General features: G+C 65.2%; 11 protein-coding genes and 1 pseudogene. 7 read left to right on the top strand and 5 right to left on the bottom strand.

Translation table 11 applies throughout. The features are described 5' to 3' along the window. The 5 genes and pseudogenes from ACXAJT_RS21470 to ACXAJT_RS21490 all read right to left on the bottom strand — a co-directional run. Nucleotides 1–754 (bottom strand): IS110 family RNA-guided transposase (locus ACXAJT_RS21470; protein WP_475238966.1); only part of this gene is annotated, 754 nt, incomplete at its 3' end. Between the two features lie 71 nt (nucleotides 755–825). Continuing rightward, nucleotides 826–1362, bottom strand: a pseudogene (locus tag ACXAJT_RS21475) (IS30 family transposase); the annotation flags it as partial. Nucleotides 1363–1606: 244 nt separating this feature from the next. Further along, a complete protein-coding gene (locus ACXAJT_RS21480; protein ID WP_475238829.1) occupies nucleotides 1607–3502 on the bottom strand; it encodes a relaxase/mobilization nuclease domain-containing protein in 1896 nt (631 codons plus the stop codon). Beyond that, nucleotides 3499–4035: a helix-turn-helix domain-containing protein gene (locus ACXAJT_RS21485; RefSeq protein WP_475238831.1), complete on the bottom strand. Its 537-nt coding sequence runs from the start codon at nucleotides 4033–4035 to the stop codon at nucleotides 3499–3501. Before ACXAJT_RS21485 ends, ACXAJT_RS21480 begins: the two co-directional genes overlap by 4 nt. Before the next feature lie 795 nt (nucleotides 4036–4830). Beyond that, nucleotides 4831–5874 (bottom strand): helix-turn-helix transcriptional regulator, encoded by a 1044-nt coding sequence (locus ACXAJT_RS21490; RefSeq protein ID WP_475238834.1) that lies wholly within the window; start codon nucleotides 5872–5874, stop codon nucleotides 4831–4833. A gap of 108 nt (nucleotides 5875–5982) precedes the next feature. On the opposite strand from ACXAJT_RS21490, the gene cysD reads away from it, so the two are divergent. From cysD to rfbA, 7 genes are all read left to right on the top strand, one after another. Further along, complete coding sequence (gene cysD, locus ACXAJT_RS21495) at nucleotides 5983–6888, top strand: sulfate adenylyltransferase subunit CysD (protein ID WP_475238837.1); 906 nt, start codon at nucleotides 5983–5985, stop codon at nucleotides 6886–6888. Between the two features lie 58 nt (nucleotides 6889–6946). Beyond that, nucleotides 6947–8854, top strand: coding sequence for a sulfate adenylyltransferase subunit CysN (gene cysN / locus ACXAJT_RS21500; protein WP_475238841.1), 1908 nt, complete (start codon nucleotides 6947–6949; stop codon nucleotides 8852–8854). Between the two features lie 211 nt (nucleotides 8855–9065). After that, nucleotides 9066–11891: a DUF4214 domain-containing protein gene (locus ACXAJT_RS21505; RefSeq protein ID WP_475238845.1), complete on the top strand. Its 2826-nt coding sequence runs from the start codon at nucleotides 9066–9068 to the stop codon at nucleotides 11889–11891. 168 nt (nucleotides 11892–12059) lie between these two features. Further along, nucleotides 12060–13433, top strand: a complete 1374-nt coding sequence (locus tag ACXAJT_RS21510; protein WP_475238848.1) for a phosphomannomutase — start codon at nucleotides 12060–12062, stop codon at nucleotides 13431–13433. 439 nt (nucleotides 13434–13872) lie between these two features. After that, nucleotides 13873–14436 (top strand): dTDP-4-dehydrorhamnose 3,5-epimerase, encoded by a 564-nt coding sequence (rfbC, locus tag ACXAJT_RS21515; protein WP_475238851.1) that lies wholly within the window; start codon nucleotides 13873–13875, stop codon nucleotides 14434–14436. Nucleotides 14437–14442: 6 nt separating this feature from the next. Then, complete coding sequence (gene rfbB / locus ACXAJT_RS21520; protein ID WP_475238854.1) at nucleotides 14443–15513, top strand: dTDP-glucose 4,6-dehydratase; 1071 nt, start codon at nucleotides 14443–14445, stop codon at nucleotides 15511–15513. Between the two features lie 43 nt (nucleotides 15514–15556). Continuing rightward, complete coding sequence (rfbA, locus tag ACXAJT_RS21525; protein ID WP_475238856.1) at nucleotides 15557–16429, top strand: glucose-1-phosphate thymidylyltransferase RfbA; 873 nt, start codon at nucleotides 15557–15559, stop codon at nucleotides 16427–16429. The last annotated feature ends 209 nt before the right edge of the window (nucleotides 16430–16638 follow it).

The raw sequence follows: 16638 nt of genomic DNA on the forward strand, positions 1-16638 counted from the left end.
AGGCCGCAAAATCACGCCCCCTTCGGAACCCTTCCATCGGCGGGGCGAAGGCTTGAATTGCCATGGCGCTGACGGGGCCGACACCCGGGGCTGTCTGCAGGCGGATCGTCTCAGGATCGCTCTTGGCTTCTTCTTTGAGGCGCTTTTCTATTCTCATGATCCTGATGTCGAGACTGCCAATCTGCTCGAGGTGCAGGCGACAAAGCTCGGTGACGCCGGATGGGAGCGTGCTCTCTGGAGCATCGACCTGCGTCTCGAGTTTCCTGACAAATGTCCGTCCGGGAGGTGCGATGATGCCATATTCCATGAGGTGCCCGCGCAGCGCATTGATGAGCGCGTTGCGTTGTCGAACAAGGAGATCGCGCGTCTTGAAGACCATGGACCTGGCCTGCTGCTCGGCGGATTTCACGGGCACGAACCGCATCGTCGGACGCACCACGGCCTCCGCAATGGCCTCGGCGTCATTCGCATCGTTTTTCTGCCGCTTCACAAACGGCTTCACGTAGATCGGCGGGATGAGCCGCACCTCGTGCCCAATTTTCATGAACTCACGCCCCCAATAGTGCGACGAAGCGCAAGCCTCCATGGCGACAAGGCAGGGCGGGTGCTCGGCCATGAACCGGGTGAGCTGCGCCCGCGAGAGCTTCTTGCGGAACACGGGCCGTCCTGACGCCGCCGCGCCGTGAAGCTGAAAGACCGACTTTGCCAAGTCGATGCCGATGACTGTAACCTCTTCCACGGGTACCTCCTCCATGTTGGTGCGTTTCAACATCACCATCTTGGCACATCGCGATGCCGTTGCGGGGTGAGGTATCCACACCATCAGTGACCGAATTCCCTGCGGTGCGCGACGTCGTCCGGGCGGAACAGGATGCTGACATCACGGTCGAATTTCGGAGCCCGGCGCTTGCGGGCGCGACGTGGCCGGCGGGCCCTGCGGTGCTCGGGCAGGTACCACCAGAGCTCCTGCGCCATGCCTTCCTTCGAGTAGATGTACCGGTAGATCGTCTCTTGGCAGACCCGGAGCGTCGCACCTTCTTGGATCAGCCGGTTGCCGATCTGCTCGGGCGTCCAGCCGTTCTTGATCCGCTCAACAACCTGATTTCGAAGCTGCGGATGCCGGATCAGCTTGCGCTGGCGGGCGCGCCGATCGGTGGCCTGCCGATGCGCAGCGGCGCCGTAGTAGCCATCATAGCCCGGCAGGCACTCATCGCTGAACCAGTTCCGCTTGATCTCGCGGTAAATGGTGGCTTTCGAGCGCTGCAGCACGCGGGCCATCTCCCGGACAGGGACCTTTGCCAGCTTCCAGCGTTCGATCTGGACACGTTCCTTAACGCTCAGTTGCGCGTAAACCGCTCCCATGGCAGACTCTCTCCATTAGATAACCATCTGGTTTCTAATGGGAGTCGCACTTGAGGGTAGCGCGCACCCCTACACATATGTTGCTCGTATAAGAATAGTTATGTATTAATTGGCGCATTGTACCCGGACGTCTTTGAACCCGGTGCTTGGCAACGTCTAGAAATGACCCTGTGAAGAGGGCAGCTAGCGCAAGGCCGCGTCGAGATTCTGGATCACCGGATAGACCCTCCCGCAGCTTAGAGTTTTAGAGTTCGTGCCCGTCTTCGATCTCTACACCCAGCTCTGCAGCATGCTCAGCCTGCCGCTCTCGCGCGACGGCCTGGTAGGCCTCCACGGTCTCGCGCTCGCGCGCCCCCTGCCCCACCACGAGGTCTGCCTCGTTCTTCAGCTCGGCCGCGACCGCCGCCCGAACCTCGGGATCGCGGATCTCATCCTGCAGCGGGGTGCTGTCCCCCTCGAGCACGCGTCCCAGATCTGCATCCGAGAGCGCCTCCGTCATCCGATCAACGAGGCTCTCGATGGCGGGCACGTCGGCAAGATGGTGGTGCTTGTCCACGGTCAGCAGCTGGTCGAGCGCGAGCTGCTCGACAAGGTCGCGCGGCACCGCCACGCCGTCGATGGTCCGATGCCCCTCTTCGAGCACCAGGCTCAGGCGCGCCGAAGCCTCCTCGTCCAGACTTTCCGCCCGGCCGCGCCACAGCGCCGCCTGCGCCAGGGAGTGGTCGCCCTGCGCCGCGTATTCCGCCATCTCCTCCGGCGTCGTGCTAAGCTGCGCCATAAGATCCGCATCCTGCGCAAAGGCGGCGGTCAGCGCGTCGCGCATGTCGTCCAGCGTGCTGTCGATCTGCCCAACGCGGGGATCCTCCGCCTCGAGCGCGTCCCGCACGTGCTGCAGCGACGTCGGGGTTAGGTGCGCGAAGAGATCACCCCCGACATCCGCAACCTTCGCATGGTCCTTGAAGAAGGGATCGGCCTGGGTCGCCGCCAGGAGCTCGGTGCTGGTGCGGGAAAACTCCGCCTCCATCCGCACCCGTTCCGGCCCGGCCTCCATGGCCTGAATGCTCTCCCAGGTCTCCCGCGCCTCGGCCAGCACCTGCTCGCGCGCCTGCGTCATGGCCGCGACGGGATCAAAGCTCCCATCCTGCATGGCGGCGTGCGTCTGCGGTGGCATCAGGGTGTCTGCCTCGGGCAAGAGACGTCCTCCGTCTTCTAAGGTTTGCGCCGACGCGAAGAACGCCTGCGACAGCTTTTCCATGAACGCGTTTCCAGGACCGGAGAGCGAAGCCAGAAGACCAAGACTGGAATATTGCCGCGCAAAGTCCTGCACCTCCGCGCGGCGGTGCGCCCTCTCCGCGTCCGACATCGGCGGCGGCGGGACCAGATCCCCCCGGCCCGTCTTGTCATGCGCCGCCCGATACTCGGTCTCGCGCGGCGGGTTCTCGATGATCCCGCGCGACAGGCGATTGGAGGCCACCATGTCGATGCCATGCGCCCTCGAGAGCTCCGCATGGCACTCGCGCATCACGTCGTAGTTCAGATCAGACTTCATGCTGATCGACAGGAAGTTGCCCCAGTCGCAACCGACCTTGTCGACGACAAAATGCGCATGGATGTGGTCCGGGTCGCGGTGCACCGCGGCGACGTAGCGCCACTGATCGCCATAGTCTCCGCTGGCAAAGATCGCCTGCCCCCACTCCCGGGCGACGGCCTCGGCCGCGTCGATGCCCGTGCCCTTGGGAAAGCTCAGGATGATATGGTCGGTATGCCCGCGCCGCGGCGCGCCGCGCCAGGACGAGGACCAATCCTCGACCGCCCGCGACAAAGTGTTGGGGCGAAGATCACGGTCCACCCCGGCGAAGTTGGTCCAGGTGGCATGCGCCGCGTCTTCCCGGGTGATGTAGTTGAGCTGACGCGTCAGCTCCTCCTTCGAGTGACAGCCCCCAGCCCGGATCCGCTTCACCACCGACTGCGGCGATCGCTGCGCATTGCCGGCAAAGGCCCGGAAGGATCGGGCCTGCACGCTGCTTTGCCCCGCGCCCGGAACACGTGTGCCACTCCCGCCGCTGCGGCTGCGCCGCGCGAGGTCCTCGAGCGGATAGCCAAGAACCGCCTCCTCGATCGACAGCGACCCCGCCCTCATTTGTCCACCTCCGGGAAGGCCACATCCGCCAGCGTCCGCCGGCGCGCCACGTTGATGACATGGGTCAGCGCCTCGGTGAGATCCCCCACCCGCGCGTCGAGCTGCGCCACGGTCTTGCCGTCGCGGGCGTTCCACTTGAGCCGCCCGGAGTTCGCAAGCTGGGTCATCTGGTTGAGATTGCGCCCCACCGCCACGAGCTCGCGGCGGCTCTGCGCCAGCGCCTCGATCTCCTCGACCCGCAGATCAAGCGCCCCAACGGCCAGCCGCATGAGGCGCCGAATGCCATCCGACGGTGTCAGCCCCTCGGCCTCCATCAGCGCCTTGAAGGCCGCGTATTCCTCGACACTGACCCGCGTGCCGATCACCGCGCCCTCGGTCGTCGTGTGCGACGAGGCCGCCTGGTTTCGCACCCGCGCCACCGTCTGACGCGACCGTCCGCAGCGCCGGGCGATCTCGGTATCGGGCAATCCCTCGCCCAAGAGGCGATTGATCTCGGCAATATCCTTGTGGGTGAGACGGGGCCCGCGAGGCATATCGCAACCTCAAGCGGCAATCAAAATTCAAACACGCTCTATAGGTGTGCAACACAATACCGTTCCAGCCAACCGACCATGAAGGCCGGTTTTCGCCCCTTCGGGGGATTTCCGCTTGCGGAAACCGGTCAGCCTTCATGGTCTCCGTCTCGCGCCCGGTGACCACTCGGGGTCACTTAGGCAGGGCGCGGTGATCCGCAGGCCAGGAGGCGGCAATCTCGCCCCCGCGAGAGCTGCCGCCGGGGCCGTCCGCGGATCACACCCGTCCCGATGTGCCTGGCGTGGGGCGCACGCGCCCCATGCCAGGCGGAGAGGGCCAATGTGCGATTTTTTTGGCCCCCAGCCCTATGTGCGCTCCGCGCTCAATGATCTGGCCAAAAAATTTCGGCGAGTGCTGGGGCGCTGGAACGCATGAAAACAGGAGAGCAGGAGAGCAGGAATGAATGACTGCACGATGGCAGGAATGCTGGATCGGCGGAATGCTGCAGATATTGAAATATTGAGTTTTTAACTCATTGAGATGATGAGAGCTTGAGTGCAGGAGCCGTGGTGATGTTGATTGCTGGAGGCTTGGGACGCCGGAGTTCTGGCGTGCTGAATGTGTGGACCGCAGGACTTGGAGGACCGGGCTTAAACTCTTTAGAGTGCCACCTCGTCATCTGCGGTCGCCAGTGGCGTTTTCCTGATCTTATAGTCGTGACTGCGGCATGGGTTGCGGGGCAACGCGAGGTCCTCCGCGAGAAGCTGAGGAAGTAGAGTGCAAAGCTTGCTTACACCTAGGACGCAACGCTCAATTCACCCCAACCAAACCCCGCTCTCCAGCACCCGCCGGACCACACCCGTCTGCCCTCTGACCCCCATGCGCGCATAGATCTGCTTGGAGGTGCTGCGCGCCGTCTCCAGCGTCCAGCCAAGCTCTTCGGCGGCCTGCGCGAGGCTCCGCCCGTCGCAGAGGCAGGCGGTCAGGCGTGCTTCGCTGCGGTTGAGGCCGAAGCCTTCCGCCAGCCGCTCAGGGGGCAGTGCCCGGGCGGAAAGCTCCCGGCGCAGGCGGCCGACGAAGTGCGGGGTCCCGGCGAGGGTCTCTCTGGTCAGCGCGAGATCCAACCGCGGCGCGGCGCTGAGCGTCAGGCGCTGTACGCCGCCCTGTGCCGCGGCGGCCAGCGCCTGGCGCAGTGCTTGGGCGGCGGGGGCGGCGAGCGCGAGGCGCCCGTCGGCGCGCAAGGCGATCCCGGCCTGCGTGCGCAGCTGCTCGGCGAGGCCGTCGGCCATGGCGCTCACCTGCCCCGCCGCGGTGAAGAGGATCCAGCCCGCGCCGAGGTCTGCGCTGATCTGCCGGTCAAGCGCGGCATGGGCGCGTTCAGCCTGCAGTTGCCGCCAGCCGCTCAGCGCCGGGCCCAGATGCGGCGCGAGACTCGACAGCTGCAGGCCATCCACGGCGCGGAAATCCTCGCCCGCGCGCTGCAACACCAGCAGCGCCAGCCCGCCCTCGGCCAGTCGCAGGCGCAGCGCCCGCAGCGGGCGCGGCGGCGGGGGGGCGCCGGGGGGAAGCGGCAGATCGACCTGCGAATAGACGCGTCCGGTGCGCATGCGCTCGAGCGTGGCCTCGCCGGGGCCCGGCCAGTCCGCCCCCGCCGACCAGCGCGGCGCACGAGGGCCGGTCGCGCCCCCTGCCCCGCCAGCCGCCTGCAGACGCAGCTCGGCCCTGCCCGCCTGCGTGACCTGCGCCAGAAGCTCCAGAAATTCGGGCCAGAGATCCCCGTTGGGGGCGGCATCGCTGCCGGGAACTCTGCCCAGAGAGGCAGCAAACAGCGCCCGCAGCAGGGCAGTTTCATCCGACATGGCAGCGCTTTTCCGCTTTTCTGCACAACTACCCCCCATATGGGGGGTTATTGGCGCAAACCGCAAGGCTAGCTCTCAGGGTCAATTGAGTTCAGGCAGAGATCCCCGATGGACAGCAAAACCCTCACCCACCTGCAGCGCCTGGAAGCGGAAAGCATTCACATCCTGCGCGAGGTCGTCGCCGAGGCCGAGAACCCGGTCATGCTCTACAGCGTCGGCAAGGACAGCGCCGTGATGCTGCACCTTGCGAAAAAGGCCTTCTACCCCTCGCCGCCGCCGTTCCCGCTGATGCATGTGGACACCACCTGGAAGTTCCAGGACATGTACAAGCTGCGCGACAAGGCGGCCAAGGACGCCGGCATGCAGCTGCTGGTCCATCAGAACCCCGAGGCGAAAGAGCGCGGCATCAACCCGTTCGACCATGGCGGGCTGCACACCGACATGTGGAAGACCGAAGGGCTGAAGCAGGCGCTCGACAAGTATAATTTCGACGTGGCCTTCGGCGGCGCCCGCCGCGACGAGGAGAAATCCCGCGCCAAGGAGCGCGTGTTCTCGTTCCGCTCGGCCAACCACCGCTGGGATCCGAAAAACCAGCGCCCCGAACTGTGGCGGCTTTACAATGCGCGCAAGGCCAAGGGCGAGAGCGTGCGGGTGTTCCCGATCTCCAACTGGACCGAGCTGGACATCTGGCAGTACATCCACCTCGAGGGCATCGAGATCGTGCCGCTGTATTTCTCGGCGCCGCGCCCGACGGTGGAGCGCGACGGGCTGATCCTGATGGTCGACGACGACCGCTTCCCGCTGCGCGACGGCGAAGAGCCTGTCATGCGCTCGGTGCGCTTCCGCACGCTGGGCTGCTACCCGCTGACCGGCGCGGTGGAAAGCGAGGCGCAGACCCTGCCCGAAGTGATTCAGGAAATGCTGCTGACCACCACCTCGGAACGCCAGGGCCGCGCCATCGACCACGATCAGGCCGCCTCGATGGAGAAGAAGAAGCAGGAAGGCTATTTCTGAGCGCGCCTGAAACGCCGCGCCAGCCTCCCTTCCAGCCCCTCATTTTCAGGTACACGCCATGACCACCCAGGACCCCATCTACAAGACCGACGCGCTGATCGCCGAGGACATCGACGCCTATCTCGAGGCGCACCAGCACAAGACCATGCTGCGGTTCATCACCTGCGGCTCCGTCGATGACGGCAAGTCGACGCTGATCGGCCGCCTGCTCTACGACAGCAAGATGATCTTCGAAGATCAGCTCGCCGCGCTTGAGTCGGATAGCAAGCGCTCGGGCACCCAGGGCGAAGAGATCGATTTTGCGCTGCTCGTCGACGGGCTTGCCGCCGAGCGCGAGCAGGGCATCACCATCGACGTCGCCTACCGTTTCTTCGCCACCGAAAAGCGCAAGTTCATCGTCGCCGACACGCCGGGCCACGAGCAGTACACCCGCAACATGGTGACCGGCGCCTCCACCGCCGATCTCGCGGTGATCCTGATCGACGCGCGCAAGGGCGTGCTGACCCAGACCCGCCGCCACAGCTATCTGGTGCATATGCTGGGCATCCGCCACGTGGTGCTGGCGGTGAATAAAATGGATCTGGTGGATTACGACCAAGAGACCTTCGACAAGATCGTCGCCGATTACCGCGCTTTTGCCGAGAGCATCGGCATCGAAAGCTTCACCCCGATCCCGATCTCCGGCTTCAAGGGCGACAACATCACCGGCCCGAGCGAGAACACCCCGTGGTACGACGGCACCGCGCTCTTGCCGCTGCTGGAGACCGTCGAGGTCGAAGACAGCCGCGAGCAGGCCGGCCCGTTCCGCATGCCGGTGCAATGGGTGAACCGCCCCAACCTCGATTTCCGCGGCTTCTCCGGGCTCATCGCCTCGGGTCAGGTGCGCCCGGGCGATCCGGTGCGGGTGCTGCCCTCGGGCAAGACCTCGACCATCGCGCGCATCGTCGCCCTGGGCGGCGACAAGGATCTCGCTGTGGCCGGCGAGTCGGTGACCATCACGCTGGCCGATGAGATCGACTGCTCGCGCGGGCAGGTGATCGTCGCGGCGCAATCGCCGCTCGAGGTCGCCGACCAGTTCGAAAGCACGCTGGTGTGGATGGACGAGCACGCGCTGCTGCCCGGCCGCGCCTACTGGCTGAAGATCGGCACGCAGACCGTCTCGGCCACCGTCGCCGAGCCGAAATACGAGGTCAACGTCAACACCCAGGAGCATCTGGCCAGCAAGACGCTGGATCTCAACGCCATCGGCGTGGCCAATGTCACCACCGACCGCGAGATCCCCTTTGCGCCCTACGCCGAGAGCCGCGATCTGGGTGGTTTCATCCTGATCGACAAGCTGACCAACCACACGGTCGCCGCGGGCATGCTGAACTTTGCCCTGCGCCGGGCGCAGAACGTGCATTGGCAGGCCACCGACATCGGCCGCGAGCACCATGCCTCGATGAAGCACCAAAAGCCCGCCGTGCTGTGGCTCACTGGCCTGTCGGGGTCGGGAAAATCGACCATCGCCAATATCGTCGAGAAGAAGCTGGCGCGGATGAACCGTCACACCTTCCTGCTGGATGGCGACAACGTGCGCCACGGTCTGAACAAGGATCTGGGCTTCACCGAGGCTGACCGGGTGGAGAACATCCGCCGCGTCGGCGAGGTCGCCAAGCTGATGACCGATGCCGGCCTGATCGTGATCACCGCCTTCATCTCGCCGTTCCGCTCGGAGCGCGACATGGTGCGCGGCATGATGCAGCCGGGCGAGTTCGTCGAGGTCTTCGTCGACACCCCGCTGGAAGTGGCCGAGAGCCGCGACGTGAAAGGTCTCTACGCCAAGGCCCGCTCGGGCCAGCTGAAAAACTTCACCGGCATCGACAGCCCCTACGAGCACCCCGAGTCGCCCGAGATGCGCATCGACACCACCGAGATGACCGCAGAAGAGGCCGCCGACGCGATCATCGCCCGGCTGATCCCGTAAGCGGGACAGCCACGCGCAAGGCACAGGGAAAGGGCCCCGGCGGTGATCTCCGCCGGGGCCCTTTTTGTAGGCCGCGCTGACACAAAGACGCCCGACAAAAATCTTGCCCGGTGCCCCGCCTCCGTGAAGAATAACCGCCGCCTGCGATCTGTACCGCAGGCTGGGGTGAGCCTCCTGCGCAGCGCCGGGGGCGGGTAACGAGGGCACTGGTATGGCTGACTATTTCGATGATCTCCGGCGCGTCGCCGCCGAACGGTACGACATGAATTTCGACGATCTCGCCTTCGGCGTGCTCGCGCGGGTCTATCGCTCCTCCGTCAGCGAATACAACTTCGGGGCCGTGGACACGGTCGACGAGACCGCTTCTGGCTGGATCGATATCTCCGACCCGCAGCGCCAGACCAATCTCGCGGTCTACGAGGGCGACAACGTCTATTTCTATGCCGGGCTGATCAACCGCCAGACAGATGAGCCGCTGTCGAACTGGACGCGCATCTGGGGCAAGTCCTGGTTTGTCGATCATGTGCTCGAACTGGAGCTCGACGGCATCGATCAGGGCGACAGCAAGGACACCGCCGTCTGGGGGCCAACCTACGATCCGGAGTATTACCTCGAAAGCGGCGAAAGCTTCGAAGGGGTCGACGGCTACGACAGCTACCTGATGACCCAGACCCGGGAGTCGCTGTATGATTTTGACTGGTGGGATTTCGACTTCGGCGATTTCACTCTGCGCTCCTCCTACGCCGGGCCTGGGCGGGCGGAGGCCGAAGAGGGCGAGCGCACGATCGAGACGGTCTATATCAACGCCACTTGGCAGAACCCGTTTTTCAATTTCATCGGCGAGGTGGTGATCCCCGGGCTGGACGTCGGCACGACCACCGGCCTCGAGTCCTCGGACGCGACCCCGGCCACCACCGGCTATGACGACATCGTCTACGGCGAGGGCGAGTTCGACGGTACGATCTCCATCGGGACCCCCGCCGCCTTCAACTACATCGATCTGCCCGACGGGGTTTATTACCCCTCGCGCTATGCCGAGGCGGTGGCCCCCGAGTTCACCGACAGCGCGGCCTTTGTCGTGCCCGAATACGAGGTCTTTGCCCGCTCTCCCACGCTGGCCGTGCCGATCGATGCGCTCTCAACGATCAACGACCCCGACAGCGAGGGGCTGCTGGAGCTTCACGCGGGCTATTTGGGGGCGCCCGATCTGGAGGCCGCGGCCTTCGGCGACGTCACCGTCTCGGGCAACACACTCTACTATCGGCCCAACGAAGAGTTCGGGCGGATCAACTTCGACATCATCACCTTCTATGTGCTGGATCAGGATGGAAAGTTTGCCTTCGGCAATGTCGAGGTGACCTCCTACGAGAGCATTCAGGTGGGATACGGCGGCGTTCACCCTTACAGCGAGATCACCTACAGTCACCCCGAGCCCGGCGCGCCGGGCTACGCCGAAAGCCTGCTCGACGAAACCTACCGCGGCAGCGATGCCAAGGATTACCTCGATGGCGGCTGGGGCCATGACACGCTGCTGGCCGAAGGCGGCAACGACTGGCTGCACGGCGAACTGGGCGACGACCTTCTCGAGGGCGGTTTCGGGCGTGACACGCTGATCGGCGGCGAAGGCGATGACACGATCTTCGGCGGCCCCGGTGACGACATCGCCTATTTCCTCGACCCGCTTTCGACCGTCACCGTTGCGCGCTCGGGCGAGGGCCTGCTGCTGACCTCGTCCGAGGGCACCGATTACGTCGCCCCCGATGTCGAGACCCTTGGCTTCGGCGAGACCTGGGAGACGCTGGTCGAATACAGTTTCGACGATCTCTACGGCGAGGACACCGGTGGCCCCGATACCGAGCCCCCTGCCCCCGCGCCCAGCGAGACCGTGCGGGTCTATGGCGACAGCGACAGCGGCGGACGCATCCTCGGCAGTTCGATCGGCGATTTTCTCTACGGCGACGGGCTACAGGCGCGCTACTTCATCGACACCGCCAATGCCGTCTACAGGCTCTATCAGGCCACTTTGGGCCGCGCTCCGGACATCACCGGCCACGTCAACTGGACGACTCGGATCGCGATGAACGAGGTGGCGCTGGAGGATATCGCCACCGGCTTCGTCGCCAGCCCCGAGTTTCAGGCGCGCTATGGCGACCTCGACACCGAAGGCTTCGTCACCTTGCTCTACACCAACGTACTGGACCGCGCGCCCGATGCCGCCGGGCTGGAAAACTGGAGCGCAAGGCTCGAGGCCGGAGCCTCGCGGGAGCAGGTGGTGCTGGGCTTTTCGAACTCGGCCGAGTTCCAGCGCGGCACCGAGGCCGCGGCCACCCGTTTCGCCATCGACTCCGACCCGGCCAGCTGGAGCGACGATGTCTTCCGTCTCTATCAGGCCACCCTGGGCCGGACGCCGGATCTTGCCGGGTTCGAGAACTGGTCGGAGCGGCTCAGCGAGGGCCGCCCGCTGCTCGCGGTGATCGACGGCTTCGTGCAATCTCCGGAGTTTCAGGCCACCTACGGTGAACTCGACACCGAAGGCTTCGTCACTCTGCTCTACAACAACGTTCTGGACCGCGACCCCGATGCCGCCGGGCTGGAGAACTGGAGCGCAAGGCTCGAGGCGGGCGCCAGCCGCAGCGAAGTGGTCATGGGCTTTTCCCAAAGCGCCGAGTTCACCGCCGCCACCGCGCCAGCCCTGACAGACTGGCTGCACGCGCAGGGCCCGCATGACGAGCTGGCCGGGATCGGCGGCACCGACCAGATGTTCGGCGGCCGGATGTCGGATGTCTTCATGTTCTCGCCCGATCTGGCCGGACGCACCACCATCCGCGATTTCGAGCCTTGGGACGAGATCAACCTCAGCAGCTTCGGCTATGTGGATGCCGACGAGGCGCGCTCGCATTTCACCCGCACCGAAGACGGGCTGCTGTTCTCCGACGGCGATGTCGAAGTGCTGGTGCAGAGCCTGCCGGGCGAGACCTTGCCCGGACTAAACAGCCTGCTGCTGGATATCGGCACTGCCGCCGAGACGCTCATCTGATGCGCTGAAGCTGAGGTCGGGAGGGCGAACTCCCGTCCCTACTGGCCGCGCTGCAATAGGCGCGACCAAACTTGCCTGATCCTTCTGCTTGACGACGCTGAAGACGTTGCATGTCGGCGGCGTCTGACGCAGCTATGCTGCAACAGCAGCAAGAGGATGATCCGACCCATGGCACCGAAGTTTGGAACGAGCGGCCTGCGCGGCCTCGTGGTGGAGCTGACCCCCGAGTTGGTGGCCGACCACGTGCGGGCTTTCGCCGCGGCCTGCGATCATGGCGGTACGGTGTGCGTCGGGCAGGACCTGCGCCCCTCCAGCCCGCGCATCGCCGGCGACATCATCGCCAGCGCTCGCGCCGAGGGACTGCGGGTGATCGATTGCGGTGCACTGCCCACCCCGGCGCTGGCGCTGGCCGCGCAGGAGGCCGGAGCCGGGGCCATCATGGTCACCGGCAGCCACATCCCCGCCGACCGCAACGGGCTGAAGTTCTACACCCGCAGCGGCGAGATCACCAAGGCGGACGAGGCGGCGATCTCAGAAGCGCTCGGGCGCCCGGCGGGCGGCGAGACGGGCACGCTGGAGCAGGATCCGCAGGCCGCCGCGCGCTTCGTTGCGCGCTATACAGGCCCACTCGGGCGCACCGCGCTCCATGGCAAGCGCATTGGCCTTTATGCCCATTCCGCCGTAGGCCGCGACGATCTGCGCGCCATGCTCGAAGGGCTCGGCGCCGAGGTGCTCGAACTGGGCCGCTCCGAAAGTTTCATCCCGGTCGACACCGAGGCGGTTGATCCCGACACCCGCGCGCAGATCAAGGCGTGGGTCATCGAGCACCGGCTCGACGCGCTGGTCTCCACCGATGGCGACAGCGACCGACCGCTGCTGGCCGATGAGACCGGCACCATCGTGCCCGGCGACATCATGGGCCAAATCACCGCCGAGGCGCTGGGGGCCGAGGCGGTGGTGACGCCGATCTCTTCGAACTCGGGCGTCACCCGCAAGGGCTTTGGCCGGGTGCTCACCACCCGCATCGGCTCGCCCTTCGTGATCGCCGGGATGGAAGAGCTGGGCGGCAAGGTGGTGGGCTATGAGGCCAATGGCGGCTTCCTGCTGGGCTTTGAGGCCACGGGTCCAGAGGGCACGCTGGCACCGCTGCCGACCCGCGACTGCATGCTGCCGCTGATCCTGACGCTGATCGCTGCTGGGGATGGCCCGGTCTCGGCCCGCGTGGCCCAAGAGCCGCCGGTGGTGACTATGGCAGACCGGCTGCAAGAGGTGCCGCAAGAGGCCTCGCAGCCCTTCGTGGCGAAGCTGCGCGAGGATGCGGGCGCGCGGGCCGACTTCCTGTCGCGGCTCGGCGCCGAGGAAGCGGGATGCGATCTCACCGACGGCGTGCGGATGACCTTGGCGGACGGCCGCATCGTGCACGTGCGCCCCTCGGGCAATGCGCCGGAACTGCGGCTCTACGTCGAGGCGGCCGACCGGACTGGCGCCGAGGCCCTCATGCAGACCGGTCTGGCCCAACTGCGCAAGGCGGTGCTGGGCTGAGGAAAGACCGCACAAGGGCATTCGGCTAAGCAAGCAAGGTACAGCGAAAGATAGACGGCGGTGTCCCCTAGATGGATCTCTTTAGCGTGGCTTGCCATGACCTGACACAAGGCCCCGTCGCCTATCTTTTGCGTACGCACCACCTTGCCGCTGACTTATTCCCCTTGGAGACACCTTCTCGGGCAAAACGCAGTACAGTGCGCCCTTTGTGCGTCTCCGGGAAGCGAAGTCTCTTGCATCCAGAGAGGGGGTGCGGTCCTTTGCGGTTAAGATTTAATAAAGACGTATTCATCTACCGTTAGCATAAGACTGCGCCTCTTTCAGGGGGCGCCAGTCACAGAAAACAGTGCAAAAAACATAGCCTACGAAAATGTAGGAAGTGCATTTTCTCGGAACCCGTCGTAGGCCAATCCGATGAACAGTTTCAAAGGGATGTACCTTGCAAATCGAAGAAACCGTCCTCCCCGGTGTTCTGATCCTGACCCCGCGCCGTTTCGGCGACAACCGCGGGTTCTTTTCCGAAAGCTGGAACAAGGACCGGATGGCCCAGAACGGGCTCGACTATGATTTCGTGCAGGACAATCACTCGCTGTCGCGCGAGGTAGGCACCGTCCGCGGCCTGCATTTCCAGGCGCCGCCGCACGCTCAGGCCAAGCTGGTGCGCTGCGGGCGCGGGCGGCTCTTTGACGTCGCCGTCGACATCCGCCGCGGCTCGCCCACCTACGGCAAATGGGTCGGCGAGGAGCTGAGCTTCGAGAACGGCAAGCAGCTGATGATCCCTGCCGGCTTCCTGCACGGCTTTGCCACGCTCGAGCCGGACACCGAGATCATCTACAAGTGCACCGATTACTATGCGCCCGACTGCGACGGCGCCGTGCGCTTTGACGATCCGGACATCGCCATCGACTGGGGCATCGACAACAGCGCCGCCGTGCTTTCGGACAAGGACGCCGCCGCGCCCTTCCTGAAAGACTTCGACAGCCCGTTCACCTTTGAAGGATAAGCCCAGATGAAACTCCTGATCACCGGCGGCGCCGGCTTCATCGGCTCGGCTGTGGTGCGCCTGGCAATTGCCCGCGGCCACGAGGTGGTGAACCTCGACGCGCTCACTTACGCCGCCTGTCTCGAGAACGTGGCCGAGGCGGCGCAGAGCCCGGCCTATGCCTTCGAGCAGGCCGACATCCGCGACCGCGCGGCGCTCGACCGGGTCTTTGCCGCGCACAAGCCCGACGCGGTGATGCATCTCGCCGCCGAGAGCCATGTCGACCGCTCGATCGACGGGCCAGGCGATTTCATCGAGACGAATATCACCGGCACCTACAATATGCTCGAAGCCGCCCGCGCTTATTGGGCGGCGCAGGGCAAGCCCGAGAGCTTCCGCTTCCATCATATCTCCACCGACGAGGTCTTCGGCTCGCTGCCCGCCGACCCTTCGGTGCAGTTCACCGAAGACACGCCCTACGACCCGCGCTCGCCCTACTCGGCCTCGAAGGCCAGCTCGGACCACCTGGTGCGCGCCTGGCACGAGACCTACGGGCTGCCGGTGGTGCTGACCAACTGCTCCAACAACTACGGGCCGTATCACTTCCCCGAAAAGCTGATCCCGGTGGTGATCCTCAACGCGCTGGCCGGCAAGCCGCTGCCGATCTACGGCAAGGGCGACAACATCCGCGACTGGCTCTACGTCGAGGACCACGCCGACGCGCTGCTGCTGGTGGTGGAAAAGGGCGCGCTGGGGCGCAGCTACAACATCGGCGGCGAGAACGAGCGCACCAACCTCGAGTTGGTGAAGACCCTGTGTGCGATCCTCGACGGCAAGCGCCCGAAGGACAGCGGCAGCTACGCCGATCAGATCACCTTCGTCACCGACCGCCCGGGCCACGACGCGCGCTACGCGATCGACCCCAGCCGCATCCGCGAAGAGCTCGGCTGGCGCCCCTCGGTGACCGTCGAGGAAGGGCTCGAGAAGACCGTGCAATGGTATCTCGACAACGAGGCCTGGTGGCGGCCGCTGCAGGAGCGCCACGGTGTCGGCGAACGGCTGGGGACAGGCGGGGCAAAGGCCAGGCAGGACGCCTGACAGATTTCGACCACAGGACATTTCCAATGGAGCGAGTTTCAAAATGAGTGAGCGCAAAGGCATTATTCTCGCCGGAGGCTCTGGCACGCGGCTCTACCCGATCACCCTCGGCGTGTCGAAGCAGTTGCTGCCGGTCTATGACAAGCCGATGATCTACTACCCGCTGACCGCACTGATGCTGGCCGGCATTCGCGAGATCTGCCTGATCACCACACCGCAGGATCAGGAGCAGTTCCAGCGGACCCTCGGCGATGGCAGCCAGTGGGGCATCTCGCTCACCTACGTCGTGCAGCCCAGTCCGGACGGGCTGGCTCAGGCTTATCTTCTGGCCGAGGCGTTTCTGGACGGCGCTCCTTCGGCCATGGTTCTGGGAGACAATATCTTCTTTGGCCACGGCCTGCCCGACATGCTGGCCGAGGCCGATCTGCAGACCACCGGCGGGACCGTTTTCGGCTACCATGTCGCCGACCCCGAACGCTATGGCGTGGTCGATTTCGACGACACAGGCCGGGCCCGCGCGATCATCGAGAAGCCGGAGGTGCCGCCCTCAAGCTACGCGGTGACCGGTCTATACTTCCTCGACGGCACCGCCCCCGAGCGGGCGCGGGATGTCAAACCCTCGGCCCGTGGCGAACTGGAAATCACCACGCTGCTCGAGAGCTATCTGCATGAGGGTAACCTTCAGGTGAAGCAGATGGGACGCGGCTACGCCTGGCTCGACACGGGAACCCATGCCTCGCTGCTCGACGCGGGCAATTTCGTGCGCACCCTGACAGAACGTCAGGGCCAGCAGGTCGGCAGCCCCGACGAAGTGGCCTTCCTGATGGGCTGGCTTGACCGTGACGCGCTGACCAAACGCGCAGAGCGCTTCGCCAAGAACAGCTATGGCGCCTATCTCAAGCGCCTGCTCGGATAGCACTGGTCAGCCGCGGGGCGCGCCAGCACTGCCGCAGCCAGACCGCACAAAGCCCGCGGATGTGACTGTACGTCTGTCGCGCTGCAAGGAACGCGCCTTGAGCGGAATAGTCGCAGCGTGCGGCCTGTCTGTGCCGGACTTTTTCTTGAATGTTGCGAACGGGAGGGTTCCGGGATAGCCCTCGACGGCGGTGTTTCCCGCAACAGGCT

Source organism: Salipiger sp. ABF4_146 (genome assembly GCF_056161345.1).